1 protein-coding gene is annotated in these 869 nt (G+C 74.0%); it reads right to left on the bottom strand.

Annotation, left to right across the window (positions count from 1 at the left end; genetic code table 11):
- The coding region (locus OP86_RS32520; RefSeq protein WP_078653696.1) for an N-acetylglucosamine-6-phosphate deacetylase at window positions 1–866 on the bottom strand (866 nt) is incomplete at its 3' end.
- Between the last annotated feature and the right edge of the window lie 3 nt (window positions 867–869).

Genomic DNA, 869 nt, shown 5'->3' with positions numbered 1-869 from the left:
GCCACGCCGTTCTTGACCTGGACCTGGAGGGGGCCGAGGGGGTAGAGGCCGTCGCCCATGCCGGCGGCGCCCATGGCGTCGGTGATCAGGGCGACGCGGTCGGGGCCGGCGGTGTGGTAGGCGAGGTCGAGGACGGAGGGGTGGAGGTGGACGCCGTCGTTGATGAGTTCGACGGTGACGCGTTCGTCTTCGAGGAGGGCGACGATGGGGCCGGGGGCGCGGTGGGCGATGCCGGGCATGGCGTTGAAGAGGTGGGTGGCGACGGTGGCGCCGGCGTCGACGGCTTCGAGGGTGGTGGTGTAGTCGGAGTCGGTGTGGCCGACGGCGGCGATGATGCCGAGGTCGGCGAGCATGCGCACGGAGTCGAGGCCGCCGGGGAGTTCGGGGGCGAGGGTGACCATGGTGGCGTGGCCGCGGGCGGCGTCGACGAGTTTGCGGACCAGGGCGGGGTCGGGGTCGCGCAGGAGGTCGGGGCGGTGGGCGCCGCAGCGGTTGTGGGAGATGAAGGGGCCCTCGAAGTGGATGCCGGCGAGGGTGCCGTCCTCGACGAGTTCGGAGAGGACGGCGGCTTGGCGGGCGAGGTCGTCGATCTCGCCGGTGACGGTGGAGGCGACGGTGGTGGTGGTGCCGTGGTGGAGGTGGGTGCGGGCGGCGTGGAGGGCTTCTTCGGCGATGCCGGAGGTGTAGGAGGTGCCGCCGCCGCCGTGGACGTGCAGGTCGACGAAGCCGGGGACGACGGTGTACCCGGTGAGGTCGAGGTCGCCGGGCTCGGTGTCGCCGCCGAGGCCCGCGATGCGGGTGCCCTCGATCGCGAGCCGGTCGCCCTCGACGACGCCGCCGGGCAGGACCAGGCGGGCGCCGGCCAGGGC

Origin of the sequence: Streptomyces novaecaesareae (assembly GCF_000716875.1) — a bacterium.
Classification (GTDB): domain Bacteria; phylum Actinomycetota; class Actinomycetes; order Streptomycetales; family Streptomycetaceae; genus Kitasatospora; species Kitasatospora novaecaesareae.
Note: the sequence above shows the minus strand (reverse complement) of the source record. Positions and strands in the feature narration are given on the sequence as shown.